This is a genomic window from Mycobacterium sp. MMS18-G62, from assembly GCF_053877835.1.
In genome coordinates this window covers 4,500,210-4,518,953 of sequence record NZ_CM132662.1, presented here as the reverse complement: position 1 = coordinate 4,518,953, position 18,744 = coordinate 4,500,210, and the positions used below count along the sequence as shown (strand labels likewise).

Here is an 18,744-nt window from a genome sequence, read left to right as displayed (position 1 = left end):
GCCAGTTGGATGCATGAGCTCGGCATAAAAAGCGTCTCGTGCTTTTCGGCGGGCCTCACGCGCTTCGCGGTTCTCCCGGCGCTCGGCTTCGACGCGCTGCGCCCGGTTCTGCGACCCCACGAAATTTGGACCTGTGGATAACTCCGTCAGCGATTGCGGCGCAACCAGCGGCGGACGCGTCCGCGGGGCTCCTCAACACGTTCGGGTTCGGCTGGCGCTGGTGTGACCGGGGCTTCGTCCTGGGTTTCGAGAACGCCGGTGCTCGGCTCCTCATCGACGGCCGAATCCGCCTCCTCAACCACCGCTTCTTCCGCCTCGGCGGCTTTTTCTTCGGACGGTTCGGATTCGACGGCTTCTCCTACCGCGGCTTCGGCGTCCTCCGTCTCCGTTTCGTCGGGCTCGGACTCCTCGGCCTCTGCGGCCACCTCATCCGCCACGGCCTCAGCTTCGTCAGCGGCTTCTACCGCCGCCTCGTGCACCTCGGGTGCGGCCTCCTCAGCCTCGGCCGCTTCCTCGCCCTCGACCGCGCCGATGCCGCCAACAGCCTCCGGTTCTTCGCCGTCCTCCGCGACGGCCTCCGGTTCTTCGTCGCTCTCTGGCTCGGGCTCAGGCTCCGGCTCTTCGCTGTCCTCGGACTCCGCCTCCGCTTCGGCCTCTACCTCGTCGGCGACGTCCTCGGCCTCTTCGGCCGCCACGACAGCAGCCTCATGCGCCTCGGGAGCGGCGGCCTCAGCCTCGGCCGCCTCCTCAGGCTCGATGGCGCCCACACCACCGGCGACGGGTTCGGCGACTTCATCGCCTTCGGCCGCGAACTCCTCGGCTTCCGCCAGGTTCTCGGCGGGCACACCGGCCACATCGGCGCCCAGCTCCTCGGCCTCGGCCGAGACTTCCGCCTCGTCGGCTTCCTTGCCGGCCACCGCGAACTCCGCGGCCTCTTCGATGTCCTCCGACGGCGCCTCGGCGACGTCGTAAGCAAGTTGTTCGGCTTCTGTCGCCGCCTCGGACTCCGTGTCGGGTTCGTCGCCGTCGTGGTCCCCAACGGCTTCGGCGTCTTCGTCCTCCGCTTCACCGGCCGCCTTGGCGGCCGCGACGACACCCGTGGTGGCCGCGACCGCCGTCAGCTCCTTGGCGAACGTCTCGACCGAGTCCTCGACCTCGTCGGTCTTCGGCGTACCACGCAGCGACGCCGGGTCCTCGCGGCCCTTGGGCGCCACCATGACGTACACCACCGCGCCGATGAACACGAACGTCGACGTGAACGAGTTGATCCGAATACCCGCGATGTGTGTGGCCATGTCGCTGCGCATCAACTCGACCCAGAACCTGCCGAGGCAGTAGCCCGCCACGTAGACCGCAAACAGCCGACCGTGGCCAATCTTGAATCGTCGATCGATGTAGATCAGCGCCGCGAAAACCAGCAGATTCCAGAGCAATTCATACAAGAACGTCGGGTGGTAGACGTCCACCACCTGCCCTGTCGACACTCCGTTCAGATTGTCGAGCACACCGTTGGCGTCACGTCGCTCATAAATCTCAAGACCCCATGGCAGCGTCGTCGGGCGCCCGAACAGTTCCTGGTTGAAGTAGTTGCCTATCCGGCCGATCGCCTGCGCCAATATGATTCCTGGCGCTATCGCGTCGCCGAACGCGGGCAGCGGAATCCCCTTGCGGCGACATCCAATCCACGCCCCGACGCCGCCTAACGCAACGGCACCCCAGATGCCGAGGCCGCCGTCCCAGATCCGGAACGCTCCGGCAAGCCCCGCGCCGTCGTCACCGAAATATGTCCGCCAGTCCGTCATCACGTGATACAGCCGGCCGCCGATCAGCCCGAACGGCACCGCCCACAACGCGATGTCGTAGATGACACCCGGCTCGCCGCCCCTGGCGGCCCAACGGCGGTCACCAATCACCAGCGCGGCGATGATGCCGACGATGATGAAAAGCGCGTACGCCCGGATCGGCACCACTCCGAGATGCCACACACCCTGCGAGGGGCTCGGAATATAGGCAAGAACTGTCGTTGTCACGCGGTAATCCTCTGCCGCACACCGTCGGCGAGCTCCTCGGTCAGGGCCCGCACCGCTCCAATACCGTCGTTCAACGCCGATACCAACGCCGACCCCACGATGACCCCGTCCGCATAGGCTCCGATCTCCGCTGCCTGCTCGCGGGACCGCACCCCCAATCCGACACCGACCGGAATATCCGACACCGCCTTCACCCGTCGCACCAATTCTGGTGCCGCCACGGACACCGCATCCCGTGCGCCCGTCACTCCCATTGTCGAAGCGGCGTAGACGAATCCGCGCGACGCGCGGACCGTCGTAGCCAGCCGTTCCGGTGTCGACGACGGCGCGACCAGGAAGATTCGGTCCAGATCGTGGGCATCGGACACCGCCAACCACTCGTCGGCCTCGTCCGGAATCAAGTCTGGTGTGATCATCCCGAGCCCACCGGCCGACGCGAGATCACGTGCGAACGCGTCGACGCCCTTCCGTAACACCGGGTTCCAGTACGTCATCACCACGGCACGTCCGCCTGCGTTGCTGATTGCCTCCACCGCAGTCAGCGCGTCCCGAACCCGCACCCCGCCGTGCAATGCGGCTTCTGTCGCTGCAGCGATGACCGGCCCGTCCATTCCGGGATCCGAATACGCGATGCCGACTTCGATGATGTCGCAACCGGATTCGACCATCGCGGTCATCGCCGAAATCGACGTCGGCACATCGGGAAAACCGGTCGGCAGATAACCGATCAGCGCGGAACGCCCCTCGGCGCGGCACGCATCGAACAACGAGGCGAGCCGGCTCATGACTTGCCGTCCAACAGACCGAACCATTTCGCAGCCGTCTCGACGTCCTTGTCACCGCGGCCGGACATGTTCACCAAGATGATCGCCCCGAGGCCAAGCTCCTGACCGAGCTTCAACGAACCGGCCACCGCGTGCGCCGACTCGATGGCCGGGATGATTCCCTCGCTGCGGCACAGCAGCGAGAAAGCATCCATCGCTTCGACATCCGTGATCGGCCGGTACTCGGCACGGCCGGTATCCTTCAGGAACGCATGCTCAGGGCCGACCCCCGGGTAATCCAAACCCGCTGAAATCGAATGCGATTCGATGGTTTGACCGTCCTCGTCCTGCAGCAGATACGAGAACGACCCCTGGAATGCGCCGGGTGAGCCACCGGTGAAAGTCGCTGCGTGCCGCCCGGTTTCGACGCCGTCACCGGCCGCCTCGTATCCCACCAGCCGGACACCCGGATCGTCGATGAACGCGTGGAAGATCCCGATCGCATTCGACCCGCCGCCCACACACGCCGTCACCGCATCGGGGAGCCTGCCTGCCTGGTCGACGATCTGCACCCGCGCTTCCAACCCGATCACCCGCTGGAAGTCGCGCACCATCGTCGGGAACGGGTGCGGGCCCGCCGCCGTGCCGAAGCAGTAATACGTGTTGTCCGCGTTGGTCACCCAATCACGGAACGCCTCGTTGATCGCATCCTTGAGTGTCTTCGAGCCGGCCTCGACGGACACCACCTCCGCGCCAAGCAATCGCATCCGCGCGACGTTCAAAGCCTGGCGCGCGGTGTCGACGGCGCCCATGTAGATCACGCACTCCAGCCCCATAAGCGCACAGGCCGTCGCCGTGGCCACACCGTGCTGTCCGGCGCCGGTTTCGGCGATTACCCGCGTCTTGCCCATCTGCCGCGCGAGCAGCGCCTGCCCCAGCACGTTGTTGATCTTGTGAGATCCGGTGTGGTTGAGGTCTTCTCGCTTCAGGAAGATCCGCGCGCCACCGGCATGCTCGCTGAGCCGGCTGGCCTCGTACAACGGGGACGGCCGACCACTGTAATGGCGTTGCAGCCGGTCCAACTCGTCGAGAAACGCCTGATCCCCGCGCGACTTCTCGTACGCCGCGGTGACCTCCTCTATAACGGCCATCAGCGCTTCAGGAACGAATCGCCCTCCGTAGACACCGAAATGGCCACGGGCATCGGGATCATGCACCGTGGGTTCGGCGACGGCCGCGCTGGAACGTGGCAGCTCAGGGCCTGCGAGATCGGCCATCAATGAATCTCTTCGCGCAAGCGGCTCATCGCCAGTCAGCGTGAAGGTTTCGGGCAGGACGGATGTGTGCCTGCGGTGACCAAATCAGCGACGGCGCTGCGGGGATCGCCACTGGTGACCAGTCCCTCACCGACGAGCACCGCGTCGGCACCCGCGCCGGCGTAGGCGAGCAGATCGGCGGTGCCTCGCACCCCCGACTCCGCGATCCGGATGACATTGCTCGGCAACCCGGGTGCTATGCGCGCGAAGCAATCGCGATCGACGTCAAGTGTCTTGAGATCGCGCGCGTTGACACCGATCACGGTAGCGCCGGCCTGCAGCGCTCGGTCGGCCTCCTCTTCGGTGTGCACCTCGACGAGCGCCGTCATGCCCAGCGACTCCGTGCGGTCGAGCATCGACACCAGAGCCGACTGCTCGAGTGCGGCCACGATCAGCAGCAGCATGTCGGCGCCGTGTGCGCGGGCCTCGTGGATCTGATACGGCCTGACGATGAAGTCCTTGCGCAGCACGGGAATTGACACCGTGGCACGCACGGCGTCGAGGTCGTCCAACGAGCCGTTGAACCGGCGCTGCTCGGTGAGCACGCTGATGATGCGCGCGCCGCCGTCCTCGTATGCACGGGCGAGCTTGGCCGGGTCGGAGATCGACGCCAATTCGCCGCGCGACGGGCTCGCTCGCTTCACCTCGGCGATCACCCCGATGCCCGGTTCACGCAGCGCGGCCATCACGTCCAGCGGCGCCGCCGCGTCCTTGGCCATCTGCTTTATTTCGGCCAGTGGGACGACGGCCTCGCGGGCGGCAACGTCTGCGCGGACTCCCTCGATGATGGAGTCGAGCACGGTCGCCGTCATACCCGTCGCTGTCCTTCCCGTGAGCGCGCTTGATCTTCAACGAAGGGTAGCCGCCAGCAGAGCACCATCTGTCACCGACCCTTGTTGTCCGGATTGGCCGTGTCTTGAGTGGGATCGGAGCCCTCGTCGAGGGCATCCCAGATCATGCGCTCAGACATCGCATCGCCTGGTTCTTCCACCGGCACACTGGCCCGTCGTACATAGCGCGCGGCTCCACCTTTGGCCGCCGAACGCATGAGCATCACCGCGCCTGCCAGCGTGGCCACCGCCGCAACCAACGTGATCACCGCACCCAAGTAGTGCCGCTGCGTGCCGACCAGGTTGGCCACAGGCACATTGGCCAGATGACACGCCCGTACGGCCACATCGCGAATCACCCACAGGCTGATCGCCAGATACGCCATGCCGGCGCTCACGACCCCGACGAGCGTCGCCAGTAACCGCAGCGGCCAGCCACGCACGGCCAGCGCCGCAATCGCGGCCGCCGCCACCAGCAGCGCAAGCGGAACCAGTGCCGTCGACCAGGCTGCACCGTTCAGCGCCGCCGTCTTCGGCTGTCCGAGCCCGTCGAACGACGTCACCTCGACCCACGTCAGCCGCGACGCCGCCCACAGCGCCCCGGCGGCGAGGACGAGCACGAGCTGAGCCAGGCGGATCACGGTTCGGTCAGCGTTTCGGCGGCAGCGATCGCGTTCAGCACAGCGCGGGCCTTGTTGGCCGCCTCGGTGTACTCGTACGGGCCGTTGGAATCGGCCACGACTCCCCCGCCGGCCTGCACATATGCGGTGCCGTTGCGCATCAGCGCTGTGCGGATCGCGATTGCGAAGTCGGCGTTGCCCGCGAAGTCCAGATAGCCGAGCACGCCGCCGTAGAGGCCGCGGCGGGTCAATTCGACCTCCTCGATGAGCTCCATCGCCCGCACCTTCGGCGCACCCGACAAGGTGCCCGCCGGGAAGCAGGCGGTGACGGCGTCCAACGCGGTCTTGTCGTCGGCGAGCTCTCCATGCACCGTCGACACGATGTGCATGACGTGGCTGTAGCGCTCGATGTGGCTGTAGTCCTCGACGCGCACGGTGCCGGGCCGGCAGACTCGCCCCAGGTCGTTGCGCCCGAGGTCGACCAGCATCAGGTGCTCGGCTCGCTCCTTGTCGTCGTGCAGCAGCTCCTTCTCGAGAAGCACGTCTTCTTCCTCCGTCGCGCCGCGCCACCGCGTGCCGGCGATCGGATGCGTCGACGCCCGGCCGTCCTTCACCGTCACCAACGCCTCGGGGCTGGAACCGACGATCGAAAAGTCCAGTCCGCCAGCATCATTGGGGACATTGAGCAGATACATGTAGGGGCTGGGGTTGGATACCCGCAACATCCGGTACACGTCGAGCGGGTCGGCGTCGGTGTCTATCTCGAACCGCTGCGACGGCACCACCTGGAACGCCTCACCGGCCTCGATGTCGCCGACGAGCTTTTCGACGATGCGCGTGTACTCCTCGACCGTGCGCTGCTGGCGGTGCAGCGGCTCCGGCCGGCTGAACGTCGCCACCGTCGAGGGCAGATGCTCGGACAGCGCCGCGGTCATCACGTCGAGGCGATTCACGGCGTCGGCGTAGGCCCAGTCGACGCGCTCCTCGGTGCCGTTCCAGTTCACCGCGTTGGCGATCAGCGTGATGGTGCCCTCGTGGTGGTCGACGGCGGCGATATCGGTGGCCAGAAGCAGCAGCATGTCCGGCAGCCCGAGGTCGTCGACCACAAGCGACGGCAACCGCTCCAGCCGTCGCACCATGTCGTAGGCGAAGAAGCCGACCAGGCCGCTAGACAGCGGCGGCAGTCCCGGCAACGGCTCGGTCTTCAGCAGCTCGAGCGTCGCCGCCAGCGCCTTCAGCGGATCACCCCCGCGGGGTGCGTCCTGGGGCGTCGTGCCAAGCCACACCGCCTCGCCGTCGCGAACCGTCAACGCCGACGGCGCACCCGCACCGATGAACGACCACCGAGACCACGAGCGGCCGTTTTCGGCCGACTCCAGCAAGAACGTCCCTGGCCGGTTGGCGGCCAGCTTGCGGTACGCCGACAGCGGGGTCTCACTGTCGGCGAGCACCTTGCGAGTCACCGGCACCACGCGGTGCTCCGCGGCCAGCGCCCGGAAGTCCTCGCGCGAGGTGGTGATTGCGAGGTTGGCGGTCGTTTGCACTCAGCAATTCTCCCAGACGCGCGCCAGCGGCGACGACGACGTAGGCGTCAGTGGACCCCTCAGCTCGACGGGCGCCTGCGCCATGAACCGCGGCGTACTGCCGCGGTGCTCGTCGGCGGCGTGCACCGTGAACGGGTGAACGACGTACATATCGCCGGGCTCGCCGGTGGCGTGCACCACCGCCCGGTGAGCGCTGGCGTCGCCGACCAGTCGACCCATCTCGGCCAACTCCACCGCGTCGGGCCCGAGCACTCGGGCCACGTCATGGTGTGACCCGGCCCGGATACGCGTCGGTGCGTCGTCTGGGCCGACCTCTGAGAGCAGCGTCAGCAGCAGCACCGTGTGCGGACGGCCGGTCACCGTCCACGACCCGTCGGATTGCGGCGTGTTGGCGTCGATGTGCCATCCCCGATCGTCGTTGGGTGGGGACACCGGGAAGCGCACCGGAACGTTGCCCAATGAGCCTCGGGGCACCCAACCTCCGCCTCCGCATATCGCATCGAGCGCCTCGGCCAGCGTCGGGCTGCGCACCAGTTCGCCGAAGGGGCCTTCGCCGGTCAGGTCGGACGCCCACCGTACGGGTGCCGACCATTGTTCGGGATCGTGAGGTGACAGGCCCAGCTGCCGCCACAGCAGAGCGCGCGCCGCATCGGCGGCACTGCGGGACGCCGCCTGCTCGAGCTTGATGTAGCCGTCGGCCATGAAGGCGTCCAGATCCAGCATCGGGCCGAGGCTCTCATGTAGATGCTTCCCAGGGCCAACGATTTTCGACCTGCGGCGTAGCGTGATGGCCATGAAACGTGGCGACCAGGTAGCCGATTTCGAATTGCCGGATCAGACGGGCAAGGTGCGAAGCCTCACCGAGCTGCTCGCCGGCGGCCCGATCGCGTTGTTCTTCTATCCCGCAGCGATGACGCCGGGCTGCACCAAGGAAGCGTGCCACTTCCGCGATCTGGCATCGGAGTTCGCCGCCGTTGGTGCCAGCCGGGTGGGCATAAGCGCGGATCCCGTTGAGAAACAAGCGGAATTCGCCGATCAGCAGAAGTTCGATTACCCGCTGCTTTCGGATACCGGGGGCACCGTCGCGACACAGTTCGGCGTCAAACGGGGGCTGCTCGGCAAGCTCATGCCGGTCAAGCGGACCACATTCGTCATCGACACCGACCGCACCGTGCTCGACGTGATCGCGAGCGAGTTCAGCATGGATACCCACGCGGACAAGGCGCTGGAGGTGCTGCGCCAGCGGCAGTCGGCATAGTGACCGCCGCCGCCCGCAACAACGTCAACGTCGTCGGACCCGACGACAAGCAGACGATCATGCTGGCGCACGGTTTCGGATGTGACCAGAACTTGTGGCGGTTGGTAGTACCCGAACTTCTTCCGAATTTCCGCGTCGTGCTGTTCGACCATGTCGGCTCGGGCGCAGCTGATCCGGCCGCCTGGGACGCCGAGCGCTACGCATCGCTTACGGGATACGCGGACGACGTTCTGGAGATCTTGACCGAGCTCAACCTGCACGATGTGACGTTCGTGGGCCATTCCGTGGCCTCGATGATCGGAGTCCTTGCTGTCGCGGCCGATCCGAGCCGGTTCGCAAAGTTGGTGCTGCTCACTCCATCCCCCTGCTATATCGACGACGGCGACTACCGCGGCGGCTTTTCCCGGGCCGACATCGACGAACTTCTCGAGTCGTTGGAAAGCAACTACCTCGGATGGTCCCGGGCCATGGCACCGGTGATCATGGGGGCACCAGAACAGCCCGAGCTCGCGGAAGAACTCACCGACACCTTCTGTCGCACCGACCCGGACTGCGCGCGGGTGTTCGCACGCGCGACGTTTCTCTCCGACAATCGGGCTGACCTGCAACGGGTTTCGGTACCGACGCTGGTGATCGAATCCGAGCAGGACTCGATTGCCCCACGCGAAGTCGGGACGTACGTACACGACAACATCGACGGCAGCGAGCTTGTCACGCTGGACACGACAGGCCACTGCCCCCATCTGAGCGCTCCGGAAGCCACCGCCAGGGCGATCGGAGCCTTCGCCGGGGCGACATGAATATCGCCGACCTCTACGAGAACGCGCCGTGCGGATACATTTCTGCAGGGGCCGATCGCCGGATCATCACGGTCAACGCCACGCTGTCGCGATTGCTCGGCTACGAGCCGAGTTCCCTTGTCGGTAAACCGTTTACGGAGCTGTTCGCAGCGGGCGGCCGCATCCACTACGAAACACATTTCGGCCCGCTACTGCAGATGAACGGCGAAATCTCCGGTGTCACTGTCGATTTGATCACCGCCGCTGGCACACGTTTATCGGTACTCATCAGCGCAAACGTCGAACGGGACGCCGAGGGACGCGTCGAGCTCCTGCGGATCGTCGTTCAAGACGCCAGCGATCGACGCTCATACGAGCGGGAACTGCTCGAAGCGCGACGGCAGGCTGAACTCGAGCGCACGCGTAGCCAGGTGCTGGCCCGAACGCTTCAGCGCTCACTGCTTCCGCCGTCGCTGTCGCCGCCGAAGGGTTTGGAGGCAAGCGCGTACTTCCACGCTGCTTCACCCGACGAGGTCGGCGGCGACTTTTACGACTTGTTCCCGTTGTCGTCTCACACGTGGGGGTTCTTCCTCGGGGACGTATGCGGCAAGGGAGCCAATGCGGCCGCGCTGACCTCGCTGACCCGGTACACGTTGCGCGCCGCTGCGGTAATCGACCACGATCCGGTGACGGTGTTGCACAACCTGGACGCCGTGTTCCATCAGGAAGTGCTCAGTGATTCGCTGCGATTCTGCACCGTCATCTTCGGAGTCCTGACTCGGCTCGAGGACGGCTTCGAGGTACACCTCGCGGCCGGAGGGCATCCGCCGGCCCTGCTGCTCACCGACGACGGCGGTGCGCGCTACCTCGAACTTCGTGGCGGTCATGCGATTGGCATCTCCTCCGCGCCGCGGTTCAAGTCGACGCGGATCCGTCTGACGGCCGGCGACACCCTTGTGCTCTACACAGACGGCCTGACCGAGGCTCGGACGGGTGTGGCGAAGGAACGCTATGACGACGAGGACGCCCTGATCGAGTTCGGTTACGCGCATGCCCCCACTACGGCCGCGGCAATCGTGAACGCGATACGTTCACTGCTGGAGGGCCTCGGCGAGGGCGTCGAGGACGATGCCGCTGTCTTGGCGCTGAGTGTGCCGCGGGAGTCCGCGTGACGCCGGTTCTGGAGCTGGTGGACGTCACATTCCGCCGCGACGGCAAGCAGATCATTGACGGCATCTCGCTGACCGTGTACGCCGGCGAGCACTGGGCGTTGCTGGGCCCCAACGGCGCAGGAAAGAGCACGCTGCTTGGCTTCTGCGCGGCCGTCATGTTTCCCACATCGGGGACGGTGCGCATCCTCGGGGAACAGATGGGGCGCGTCGAGCTGGCCCGGCTACGGCATTCGATCGGCCACGTGAATCCGCGGCATCGCCTGCAATACCCGTTGACGGTGCGTGAAGTCGTGCTCACAGGCATCACCGCAACGATCGACGTCCCGATGCGCTGGACGCCGACCGACGAAGAGCGCGACCGCGCCGACGCGATGATCGAAACGGTGGGCCTTTCCCGCAGAGCGGACGACGTCTGGCCGACGCTGTCGCAGGGCGAGCGGGGGCGGACTCTTATTGCGCGCGCATTGATTTCGGAGCCACGGCTGTTACTGCTCGACGAACCCACGACTGGTCTCGACGTGGCAGCGCGTGAGCAACTGCTGGAAACCATCGACACACTCGATGAAACGCATCCCGAGGTGGCGTCGATTCTGGTGACTCATCATCTCGAGGAGCTGCCGACCACCACGACGCATGCGTTGTTGATCGCCGAGGGCCGAACGGTGGCCAGCGGCACCGCACGTCAGACTGTGACGACCGACAACGTCACAGCCGCGTTCGCGCATCCGGTCGACGTTCGTTACGACGACGGCCGGTGGGTGGCCAGGACGAAGGCCACCCGCATCATCGACGTCTAGGTCGTGCCCAGGGTGCCGGCGGTGAAACACGATGTGCGCCCGCCGTCGACGACGAGGTTGGCGCCGGTGATGTAGGCCGCTTCGTCGGACAACAGGAACGCAACGGCCGCCGCGATATCCGGCGGTTGGCCGATGCGGCCCAGTGGGATGGTCGCTTCGTTCTCGGCGCGTTCCCGTGCTGGGTCTGGCGCGGCATCGAATTCAGCTAGCAGCATTGGCGTTTCGGTGGTGCCCGGCGAGACGCTGTTCACCCGAATGCCGTGCGGCGCCAGTTCGGCGGCGAAAGCGCGCGTCATCGCCAGCACGCCGCCCTTGGTCGCGGTGTAGCCGACGTAGCCGCGCTGGCCCAGGATCCCAAGCTCCGAGCCGGTGAGAACAATGGCGCCTTGGCCGGCTGGGACCATGCGCCGCGCGGCCTCGCGCACGACGTAGAAACTGCCGGACAGATTGACGTGCAGCTGCCGCAGCCAGTCGTCGTCGTGTAGCGATATCGCGGGGCCGACGATCGAGATGCCGGCGTTGCTGAAGACGGCCGATACGCGGCCTAGAGTTTCGGCACGCTCGAACGCGGCGGACACTTCGCGAGAATCCGCGACGTCGGTGGGCACGGCGAGCGCGGCGGATCCGGTGGCGCGGCACTGCTCTGCGGCGGCATCCAGCTCGTCACCGGGCAGCGCGACGAGCGCCACGGCCGCACCCTCCTGTGCAAGCCAAATCGCGGTGGCGAGGCCGATTCCGGAGCTGGCACCGGTGACGAGGGCAACGCGATCGGCGAAGCGAGACATCGTCACAGTCTGAGGTCTCGACGACGTCTGCGCCGATGATGCCTATTCGGGCGCCAGCAGCACGTCGGCGTCGAAACAGGTGTGGTCGCCGGTGTGGCACGCCCCGCCGACCTGATCGACCTCCAGCAGCACGGTGTCTCCGTCGCAATCCAGCCGCACAGAGTGCACGTGCTGGGTGTGGCCCGACGTCTCGCCCTTGACCCAGTGCTCTTGGCGCGAGCGCGAGTAGTAGGTGGCTTTGCGGGTTTCGAGCGTGCGGGCCAGCGCGATGTCGTCCATCCACGCGACCATCAGCACCTGCCCGGTGCCGCGCTCCTGTGCCACGGCGGTGACCAGCCCGTTGGCGTCGCGTTTGAGCCGCGACGCGATGCCTGCGTCGAGCGTCATTACCGCACCACGATCCCTTCCGCCGCCATCGCCGCCTTCACCTGGCCGATCGTCAGCTCCCCGAAGTGGAACACGCTGGCCGCCAGCACGGCATCGGCACCTGCAACAACCGCCGGCGCAAAATGTTCCACCGCACCCGCACCGCCGCTCGCGATCACCGGCACGGAGACCGCGCCGCGGACCGCACGCAACATCTTCAAGTCGAATCCGGCCTTGGTGCCGTCATAGTCCATGGAGTTGAGCAGGATCTCCCCCACGCCGAGTTCCGCACCGCGCGTTGCCCACTCCACGGCGTCGATGCCGGTGCCCTGGCGCCCGCCGTGGGTGGTGACCTCCCAGCCCGACGGTGTCGGCGGGTCCCCTTGTGGCACGGTGCGCGCGTCCACCGACAGCACGATGCACTGCGAACCGAATTGGCGCGACAACTCGGCCAACAACTCCGGGCGGGCGATCGCGGCGGTGTTGACCGACACCTTGTCGGCGCCGGCGCGAAGCAGCGCGTCGACGTCAGCGACAGACCTGACTCCACCACCGACGGTCAACGGGATGAAAACCTGTTCGGCAGTGTGCTTGACGACTTCGAGCATCGTCGCGCGGCCCGACGACGACGCGGTCACGTCGAGAAACGTCAGCTCATCGGCGCCCTCTGCGTCGTACCGCGCGGCAAGCTCGACGGGATCGCCTGCGTCGCGCAGGTTTTCGAAGTTGACCCCCTTGACCACCCGGCCGGCGTCGACGTCGAGACACGGGATGATGCGCACCGCGACATCCATCAGTAGCTCTCCGGATCGCCGACGGTGTAAAGGATCTCCATGATCTCGCTGTGCACTCCCGGAAGCCCGGCTAGCACTGACTTCGACTCGGTTGTCCAGTCGTTGCCCTGCAGATCGGTGACGATCCCGCCTGCGGCGCGGATCAGTGCCACGCCGGCCGCATGGTCCCACACATGGTGACCGAAACTGATTGCAGCGCCGAGTATTCCGGCTGCAGTGTAGGCAAGATCGACTCCCGTCGCGCCGTGCATTCGCATCCGGTTGCAGTGGCGGCTGAGGTGTTCCAGTAGCGCTATCCGGTATCGGCCGGGGAACCGTCCGCGTGAGTCGACGTTGAACGTGCCCGTGCCGACCACGCAATCCCCCAGGCTGGCCGGCTCCAACGGTGGCTGCGCGACACCGTTGAAGTGCAACGGTTTTCCCACCACCGCGGTGTAGCGCTGGTCGGTGAACGGCAGCCAGGTCAGGCCGGCGACCGGTTCGCCGTCGCGCAGCAGCGCAAGCAGGATCCCCGCTGTTGGCAGGCCCGCGGCGTAGTTGAACGTGCCGTCGATCGGGTCGAGCACCCAGACCAGCGGCGAATCGACATCCGCGCCGCCGAACTCCTCGCCGTGCACCTCGATACCGGTCTGTTCGCTCAGAGCCTTGACCACCTGCCGTTCGATGGCCAGGTCGACTTCGGTGGCGAAATCGTTGCCCTTCTTCTGGACGGCCGAATCGGCGCGATGGCCCTCGACGAACGGCTTGGCCGCGACGTCCAGGATCTCGGCGGCAGTTGCGACCAGCGCGTCGAGGTCCGCGGCGTCGGGCGCCATTACTCGCCTACCGCAGCCAGCGCTTCTGGCAGTGTGAATCGCCCGGCGTACAACGCCTTTCCGACGATCGCACCCTCCACCCCGCGGTCGACCAGCGTGGCGATCGCCCGCAGGTCGTCGAGGCTCGACACCCCGCCGGAAGCAATCACCGGCGCGTCGGTGCGCTCGGTGACCTTGGTGAGCAGCTCGAGGTTCGGTCCGTTGAGGGTGCCGTCCTTGGTGACATCGGTGACGACGAATCGTGAACACCCTTCGCGGTCAAGGCGTTCCAGCACATCCCACAGATCACCGCCGTCGGTTTCCCAGCCACGGCCGCGCAGGCGGTGCTCGCCGTCGACGATCTTGACGTCCAGACCGACGGCCACCTGATCGCCGTGCTCGGCGACGACCTTGGCGCACCACTGCGGATTCTCCAGTGCCGCAGTGCCGAGGTTGACTCGTGCGCAACCCGTAGCGAGTGCGGCTTGCAGTGACTGGTCGTCGCGGATGCCCCCCGACAGTTCGACGGCGACGTCGAGTTTGCCGACGACTTCGGCGAGCAGTTCACGGTTGCTGCCACGGCCGAACGCCGCGTCCAGGTCGACGAGGTGGATCCACTCGGCGCCGTCGCGCTGCCACGTCATGGCGGCGTCGAGCGCGGAGCCGTATTCGGTTTCGCTGCCGGCCTGGCCCTGCACGAGGCGCACGGCGCGGCCCTCGACCACGTCGACCGCGGGAAGAAGTACTAGTGACACGGGCTCAACCTAAAGGTCCCTGACCCAATTGCCCAAAAGCGCGGCGCCCGCGTCGCCGCTCTTCTCTGGGTGAAACTGGGTCGCGGACAGGGGCCCATCCTCGACCGCGGCCAGGAACGGCACATGATGCGTCGCCCAGGTCAGCAGCGCGTCGGGATTGCCCTCCCACTGCTGGGCGGCATAGGAGTGCACGAAGTAGAACCGTGTGTCGGGATCGATTCCCCTGAACAGGCGGGTGCCCTCCGGTGCGTCGACGACATTCCACCCCATGTGCGGGATCACCGGGGCATCCAACCGGACCACGGCACCTGGCCATTGGCCGCAACCCGTCGTCTCCTGGCCGAACTCCACACCGCGGGCGAACAGGATCTGCATCCCGACACACACACCGAGAACGGGCCTGCCCGCGGCAACGCGATCCGCGATGATCTTGTCGCCGTTGATTTTCCGCAGCCCGGTCATGCACGCCTCGAACGCGCCGACGCCGGGGACGACCAGCCCGTCGGCGTTCATCGCGGCATCGACGTCGGCGGTCACCTCGACGTCGGCGCCCACGCGCTGCAGCGCCCGCTGCGCCGAGCGCAGGTTTCCCGACCCGTAGTCGAGGACGACGACTTTCGCTGTCACAGCGTGCCTTTGGTGGACGGCACGCCCGTAACTCGCGGGTCGTATTCGACGGCCTGGCGCAGCGCGCGGGCGACGGCCTTGTACTGCGCCTCGGTGATGTGGTGCGGGTCGCGGCCGTAGATCGTCCGCACGTGCAGCGCGATGCGGGCGTTCATCGCGATGGTTTCGAAGACGTGCCGGTTGACGACCGTGTGGTACGGCACCTCGGAGCCGGCGATCGTGGTGTGCAGCAGGTGTTCCGGCTCGCCGGTGTGCACACAGTACGGCCTGCCGGAAACGTCGACGGCGGCGTGGGCCAGCGTCTCGTCCATCGGAATCCACGCGTCGCCGAAGCGGCGGATGCCCTTCTTGTCGCCGAGCGCCTGACCCAAGGCCTGCCCCAACACGATCGCGGTGTCCTCGATGGTGTGGTGACCCTCGATATCGACATCGCCCGCCGCTTTGATGCTCAGGTCGAAGCTGGCGTGGCTGCCCAACGAGGTGAGCATGTGGTCGTAGAACGGCACGCCGGTGTCGACGTCGACGACCCCGGTGCCGTCGAGGTCGAGCTCGACGACGATGTCGGATTCCTTGGTCTTGCGTTCGATCTTCGCGGTGCGGCTCACGGTGCTCCTACTGATACGAGTTCGGTGGCGGCCAGGCGAGCGCTGGCGGCCAGCAGCGCGTCGTTCTCCTCGGCCAGGCCAGTGGTGGCACGCAGATATCCGGGGATGCCGACATCGCGGATCAAGATGCCGGCGTCGAGGTAGCGCTGCCAGGTCGCGGGCGCGTCGGCGAATTCACCGAACAACACGAAGTTGGCATCGCTGGGGATCACTCTAAAACCCATGCCGGTCAACGCTTCTGTGACACGTTCGCGCTCGGCGATCAGCTTCGCGACGCTGCCGAGCGTGTCGTCGGCGTGCCGCAACGCAGCGCTCGCGGCAGCCTGCGTGACGCTCGACAGGTGATACGGCAACCGCACCAGCAGCATCGCGTCGACGACGGCGGGCGCGGCGATGAGGTAGCCCAGCCGGCCGCCCGCGAACGCGAACGCTTTGCTCATGGTGCGGGTGACGACGAGCTTGGTCGGATACTCGTCGATCAGCTTGACCGCGCTGGGCTGTGACGAGAACTCGCCGTAGGCCTCGTCGAGAATCAAGATGCCATTGTCCTGGGACGACAGGGCGTCGAGCAGGCGGCGCAATTCGTCGAGCGAAACACTTTGCCCCGACGGGTTGTTGGGGCTGGCGACGAACACGATGTCGGGGGTGTGCTCCTTGATGGCCTGCACCGCGACGTCGGCATCGAGGCTGAAGTCGTCGGCCCGGTTGGCCACCAACCATGCTGTTTGCGTGCCGTCGGAGATGATGGGGTGCATCGAATACGACGGCACAAAGCCGATGGCGCTGCGGCCGGGGCCGCCGAACGCCTGCAACAGCTGCTGCAGGATCTCATTGGAACCGTTTGCGGCCCAGAGGTTTTCAACCGACAACGGTGTCCCCGTCTGCGCGCTCAGGTACGCGGCCAGGTCGGTGCGCAAGGCCACCGCGTCGCGATCGGGATAGCGGTGCAGGTCGCCTGCTACCGCGTGGACCGAGGCCGTCACATCGTCGACGAGGGCCTTCGTGGGTGGATGCGGGTTCTCGTTGGTGTTCAGCCGCACCGGAACCTGCAGTTGCGGTGCGCCGTACGGCGATTTGCCGCGCAGGTCGTCCCGCAGCGGCAGATCGGCCAACGTCACGTTCTTGCCGATTGTCACCGCTCGAACCTCCGCCGCACCGCTTCGCCGTGGGCGGGCAGATTCTCGGCCTGCGACAGCGTGATGACGTAACCCGAGACGTCTTTCAAGGCGGCCTCGTCGTATTCGACGACATGGATCCCCTTGAGGAACGTCTGAACGGAAAGCCCACTGGAATGGCGGGCACAGCCGGCCGTAGGCAGTACGTGGTTGGAGCCCGCGCAGTAGTCGCCGAGGCTCACCGGGGCGTACGGGCCCACGAATATCGCGCCGGCAGAACGGATGCGGGACGCCACGTCTGCAGCGTCGGCGGTCTGGATCTCGAGATGCTCTGCGGCGTAGGCATTCACGACGCGGACACCGGTGTCGAGGTCGTCGACGAGCACGATCGCGGACTGCTTACCCGTCAGCGCGGCCGTCACGCGCTCTCGGTGCACCGTTGTCTCGAGCTGGTTGCCGACTTCGCGATCGGTGAGGTCGGCGAGCCGCTCGTCGACGGTGACGAGCACGCTCGCGGCCATCTCATCGTGTTCGGCTTGGCTGATCAGATCGGCGGCCACGTGCGCCGGATCCGCGGTGTGGTCGGCGAGGATTGCGATCTCGGTGGGACCGGCCTCGGCGTCGATACCGACCTGCGAACGGCAGATCCGCTTGGCGGCGGTGACGTAGATGTTGCCGGGGCCGGTGATCATGTCGACCGGGGCCAATTCGGAGCCGTCGGTGTCGGTGCCGCCATATGCCAGCAGCGCGATGGACTGCGCACCGCCCACTGCCCACACCTCGCCGACACCGAGCAGTCGGGCCGCGGCGAGGATCGTCGGGTGCGGCAGTCCGCCGAATGCAGCCTGCGGCGGGCTGGCGATCACCAGCGAGTCCACGCCCGCGGTCTGCGCGGGCACGACGTTCATCACCACGCTTGACGGGTAGACGGCGTTGCCGCCCGGCACGTAGAGGCCGACCCGCTCGACCGGCACCCAGCGTTCGGTGACCGTCGCGCCCGGCGCCAGCGTCGTCGTGGTATCGGTGCGCCGCTGATCGGCGTGCACCGCGCGGGCCCGCTCGATGGCGACCTCGAGCGCGGCGCGCACGTCGGACGGCAGGGCTTCGAGTGCGGCGTCCAGTTCGCCCGCGGGCACTCGGACCGTGGCTGGGCGGACCCCGTCGAACGATTCGCCGTACTCGAGGGCTGCTTGCACACCCCGTTCGGCGACCGCGTCGACGATTGGGCGGACCGTGGGCACCACCGAGTCCACGTCGACCCCGCCCCGCGGCAGCGCGGCGCGCAACTGGGCGGCAGACAGCGACGTGCCACGCAGGTCGATTCGGGACATCTGGAAAGCGGCCATCTAGCCGATTGTCCCTGATCGGCGCGATCGAACAAAAATTGATTACCGATCTTCGAAAGTCCGCTTGATGATTGCGGCAGCCTTGTCCATGCCCTGATGCAGCGGCTGGGCCAGCTCGTCAGGGAGCAGATCGCGCGACCAGACAAACCTGCAGCGTCCGGGGCCTTCGGCGATGATCTGCATGACGGCGTTGTCGTGCTCGGGCCGCAGCGTGTCCCCGATCACGGAGTAGACGATCCTTCTGGCCGCGTCATCGAGTGTGACCAGGCGCTCGCGGGCGATCAGGCCGTCTGCGAACGTCACGACGCGGGTCACGCCCTGCGCGAGGGATGACAGTACGTGTCCGCGGGCCATGCCGACCGGGCCGTTCTCCCAATCGCCGACGACCTTCCATACCCGCTCAGCGTCGGCCTCGATCTCGAATTCTGTGCGAATGGATGCCATACC

At 66.7% G+C, this 18,744-nt stretch carries 21 protein-coding genes; 4 read left to right on the top strand and 17 right to left on the bottom strand.

Annotated elements, in window-relative coordinates:
* Positions 1–146: 146 nt before the first annotated feature.
* From lgt to ACWW36_RS22500, 7 genes are all read right to left on the bottom strand, one after another.
* Positions 147–2,030: a prolipoprotein diacylglyceryl transferase gene (gene lgt, locus ACWW36_RS22530; RefSeq protein WP_456138185.1), complete on the bottom strand. Its 1,884-nt coding sequence runs from the start codon at positions 2,028–2,030 to the stop codon at positions 147–149.
* Positions 2,027–2,815 carry a tryptophan synthase subunit alpha gene (trpA, locus tag ACWW36_RS22525; RefSeq protein WP_456138184.1) on the bottom strand — a complete coding sequence of 263 codons (789 nt, stop codon included), beginning with the start codon at positions 2,813–2,815 and terminating at the stop codon, positions 2,027–2,029. The genes lgt and trpA overlap by 4 nt, the downstream gene beginning before the upstream one ends.
* Positions 2,812–4,071, bottom strand: a complete 1,260-nt coding sequence (gene trpB, locus ACWW36_RS22520; RefSeq protein ID WP_456138183.1) for a tryptophan synthase subunit beta — start codon at positions 4,069–4,071, stop codon at positions 2,812–2,814. The genes trpA and trpB overlap by 4 nt, the downstream gene beginning before the upstream one ends.
* A 35-nt stretch (positions 4,072–4,106) precedes the next feature.
* Positions 4,107–4,922, bottom strand: a complete 816-nt coding sequence (gene trpC, locus ACWW36_RS22515) for an indole-3-glycerol phosphate synthase TrpC (protein WP_456138182.1) — start codon at positions 4,920–4,922, stop codon at positions 4,107–4,109.
* A gap of 71 nt (positions 4,923–4,993) precedes the next feature.
* Entirely contained in the window at positions 4,994–5,581 is a 588-nt protein-coding gene (locus ACWW36_RS22510) for a TIGR02234 family membrane protein (RefSeq protein WP_456138181.1), read from the bottom strand.
* Entirely contained in the window at positions 5,578–7,104 is a 1,527-nt protein-coding gene (locus tag ACWW36_RS22505; protein ID WP_456138180.1) for an anthranilate synthase component I, read from the bottom strand. The genes ACWW36_RS22510 and ACWW36_RS22505 overlap by 4 nt, the downstream gene beginning before the upstream one ends.
* Positions 7,105–7,827 carry a phytanoyl-CoA dioxygenase family protein gene (locus ACWW36_RS22500; protein WP_456138179.1) on the bottom strand — a complete coding sequence of 241 codons (723 nt, stop codon included), beginning with the start codon at positions 7,825–7,827 and terminating at the stop codon, positions 7,105–7,107. It abuts the gene before it with no gap.
* 70 nt (positions 7,828–7,897) lie between these two features.
* On the opposite strand from ACWW36_RS22500, the gene ACWW36_RS22495 reads away from it, so the two are divergent.
* From ACWW36_RS22495 to ACWW36_RS22480, 4 genes are read left to right on the top strand one after another with little or no spacing between them, the layout of a single operon-like run.
* Positions 7,898–8,362, top strand: a complete 465-nt coding sequence (locus ACWW36_RS22495; protein WP_456138178.1) for a peroxiredoxin — start codon at positions 7,898–7,900, stop codon at positions 8,360–8,362.
* A complete protein-coding gene (locus ACWW36_RS22490; RefSeq protein WP_456138177.1) occupies positions 8,362–9,162 on the top strand; it encodes an alpha/beta fold hydrolase in 801 nt (266 codons plus the stop codon). The genes ACWW36_RS22495 and ACWW36_RS22490 overlap by 1 nt, the downstream gene beginning before the upstream one ends.
* Positions 9,159–10,313, top strand: a complete 1,155-nt coding sequence (locus tag ACWW36_RS22485; protein WP_456138176.1) for a PP2C family protein-serine/threonine phosphatase — start codon at positions 9,159–9,161, stop codon at positions 10,311–10,313. Before ACWW36_RS22490 ends, ACWW36_RS22485 begins: the two co-directional genes overlap by 4 nt.
* On the top strand, positions 10,310–11,110 hold the full coding sequence (locus tag ACWW36_RS22480) for an ABC transporter ATP-binding protein (RefSeq protein ID WP_456138175.1): 801 nt from the start codon (positions 10,310–10,312) through the stop codon (positions 11,108–11,110). Before ACWW36_RS22485 ends, ACWW36_RS22480 begins: the two co-directional genes overlap by 4 nt.
* Here ACWW36_RS22480 and ACWW36_RS22475 read toward each other — a convergent pair.
* Genes ACWW36_RS22475 through ACWW36_RS22430 form a run of 10 tightly spaced genes read right to left on the bottom strand, consistent with a single transcriptional unit; the run spans position 11,107 to position 18,741 of the window.
* Positions 11,107–11,895, bottom strand: a complete 789-nt coding sequence (locus tag ACWW36_RS22475) for an SDR family NAD(P)-dependent oxidoreductase (RefSeq protein WP_456138174.1) — start codon at positions 11,893–11,895, stop codon at positions 11,107–11,109. The genes ACWW36_RS22480 and ACWW36_RS22475 overlap by 4 nt on opposite strands.
* 42 nt (positions 11,896–11,937) lie before the next feature.
* Positions 11,938–12,282: a phosphoribosyl-AMP cyclohydrolase gene (gene hisI / locus ACWW36_RS22470; protein WP_456138173.1), complete on the bottom strand. Its 345-nt coding sequence runs from the start codon at positions 12,280–12,282 to the stop codon at positions 11,938–11,940.
* Entirely contained in the window at positions 12,282–13,055 is a 774-nt protein-coding gene (hisF, locus tag ACWW36_RS22465; RefSeq protein WP_456138172.1) for an imidazole glycerol phosphate synthase subunit HisF, read from the bottom strand. Before hisF ends, hisI begins: the two co-directional genes overlap by 1 nt.
* On the bottom strand, positions 13,055–13,870 hold the full coding sequence (locus tag ACWW36_RS22460; RefSeq protein WP_456138171.1) for an inositol monophosphatase family protein: 816 nt from the start codon (positions 13,868–13,870) through the stop codon (positions 13,055–13,057). The genes hisF and ACWW36_RS22460 overlap by 1 nt, the downstream gene beginning before the upstream one ends.
* Positions 13,870–14,604: a bifunctional 1-(5-phosphoribosyl)-5-((5-phosphoribosylamino)methylideneamino)imidazole-4-carboxamide isomerase/phosphoribosylanthranilate isomerase PriA gene (gene priA / locus ACWW36_RS22455; RefSeq protein WP_456138170.1), complete on the bottom strand. Its 735-nt coding sequence runs from the start codon at positions 14,602–14,604 to the stop codon at positions 13,870–13,872. The genes ACWW36_RS22460 and priA overlap by 1 nt, the downstream gene beginning before the upstream one ends.
* A gap of 9 nt (positions 14,605–14,613) precedes the next feature.
* Positions 14,614–15,231: an imidazole glycerol phosphate synthase subunit HisH gene (gene hisH / locus ACWW36_RS22450; RefSeq protein ID WP_456138169.1), complete on the bottom strand. Its 618-nt coding sequence runs from the start codon at positions 15,229–15,231 to the stop codon at positions 14,614–14,616.
* Positions 15,228–15,851 (bottom strand): imidazoleglycerol-phosphate dehydratase HisB, encoded by a 624-nt coding sequence (gene hisB, locus ACWW36_RS22445; protein ID WP_456142581.1) that lies wholly within the window; start codon positions 15,849–15,851, stop codon positions 15,228–15,230. The genes hisH and hisB overlap by 4 nt, the downstream gene beginning before the upstream one ends.
* A complete protein-coding gene (locus ACWW36_RS22440) occupies positions 15,833–16,972 on the bottom strand; it encodes a histidinol-phosphate transaminase (protein WP_456138168.1) in 1,140 nt (379 codons plus the stop codon). Before ACWW36_RS22440 ends, hisB begins: the two co-directional genes overlap by 19 nt.
* Positions 16,969–18,297, bottom strand: coding sequence for a histidinol dehydrogenase (gene hisD / locus ACWW36_RS22435; protein ID WP_456138167.1), 1,329 nt, complete (start codon positions 18,295–18,297; stop codon positions 16,969–16,971). Before hisD ends, ACWW36_RS22440 begins: the two co-directional genes overlap by 4 nt.
* A gap of 42 nt (positions 18,298–18,339) precedes the next feature.
* A complete protein-coding gene (locus ACWW36_RS22430; protein WP_456138166.1) occupies positions 18,340–18,741 on the bottom strand; it encodes an SRPBCC family protein in 402 nt (133 codons plus the stop codon).
* Positions 18,742–18,744 lie beyond the last annotated feature (3 nt).